At 48.8% G+C, this 1206-nt stretch carries 2 pseudogenes; both read right to left on the minus strand.

Features of this window, described 5'->3' with window-relative positions:
• Positions 1-1004 (minus strand): annotated as a pseudogene (locus HMPREF3168_RS10975) (RNA-guided endonuclease TnpB family protein); the annotation flags it as partial.
• Positions 973-1206 (minus strand): annotated as a pseudogene (locus tag HMPREF3168_RS00010) (IS607 family transposase); the annotation flags it as partial. The pseudogenes HMPREF3168_RS00010 and HMPREF3168_RS10975, both read right to left, overlap by 32 nt.

A 1206-nucleotide genomic window follows, 5' to 3' on the forward strand; every position in this document is an offset into this window, starting at 1 on the left:
ATTCACGAGCTGGCTGAAATTGAAGCCGTACTCATGACCGCTGCTGCACGACAGAAGCGTTGCCAGCCCTTTGTCCATGCCGACTTTCTTCTTTTTGCTTTTGTGCAGATCATGGACAGCAGCCTTGATAGCGCGATGGACTTCCAGACGCTTCTTATCCCGGTCGAGGATCAGCTGGACATCGCCGCGCTTTTTCTTGTTGGCATAGCAGAATGGCCCCGTCAGCTTGAGCTGCTTTCTTTTGCCTGATACGGCTGTCATGATATCCAAATGGTCAGCGCCGTCTTTTTGAATGACTTTCCACATTATTTCGTCATAGAGCATGCAGCGAGCGGCTGATGAATGGGGATATGGCTTATGCTTTCTGGTAAGACGCCTGATGTATCCAAAGCAGTGGCGAAGCTGATCTTTCGTCAGAGCCGCTCTCAGTACAGGATACTTGCTTTCCTTACTTGACTCTGCCTCATTTTCGCGTCCCTGCAGAATGAGCTGCCAGTAATATGATGCAGTGAAGACGTAGTTGAGATACTGGCGTTCTTCCTTTGCCAGCGACTCATTGGCCTGAACGATTTTCTTCAGTTTCAGACCGAGATTGGTCCACATCGAATTGAGGTTCATGCACCTTCTTTTACGGCTTCCGTTACGTGGCGGCCTTGAATATGAAACTGCTCATTCAGGAGCTTTTGCCTTGCAAGTCTGACCGTTCCGGAATCCGGTACCTTCATGTTTTGAGTCTTGTTTTCGGCATAAGCTTTCTTCCAGCTTCTGACAGCCTTGCGAGCCTGCTTTATTTTGCCTTCGTGCTGACGGATTCTGTCCCTTGGGCCACGCCAATTTTCAACGTCGGTCATGTGGTTGATTCCGCACAGCTGACCATAAAGCAGATCACGGCATCTGCCGTAGTTGTTGAACAGCTTATCCAGTTCCTGCAGCTCGTCATCGCTCAGTCGTACTGTATAAGCTCTGATCGTCTTAATTTGAGTCCTTAGTTTCCTTCTTGTCATCTTTTGAGAACAGCTTTCTGTTTTCCGCGACAATCTGCTCATTGCGGTGACTCCGCTTGCCATACAGCTTGGCAGAGAACACGGTGATGATTGCCAGTACGTCTTCCGTCAGTTCTTCTTCGTAGGAGATGTCGTCAGTCTGATTGATAATTTCGATATCTACGTTGTGTTCCTCACAGACCGTCTCAATCAGCTCATAGCC

This window comes from Lactobacillus sp. HMSC08B12 (assembly GCF_001808415.1).
GTDB lineage: Bacteria > Bacillota > Bacilli > Lactobacillales > Lactobacillaceae > Lactobacillus > Lactobacillus delbrueckii.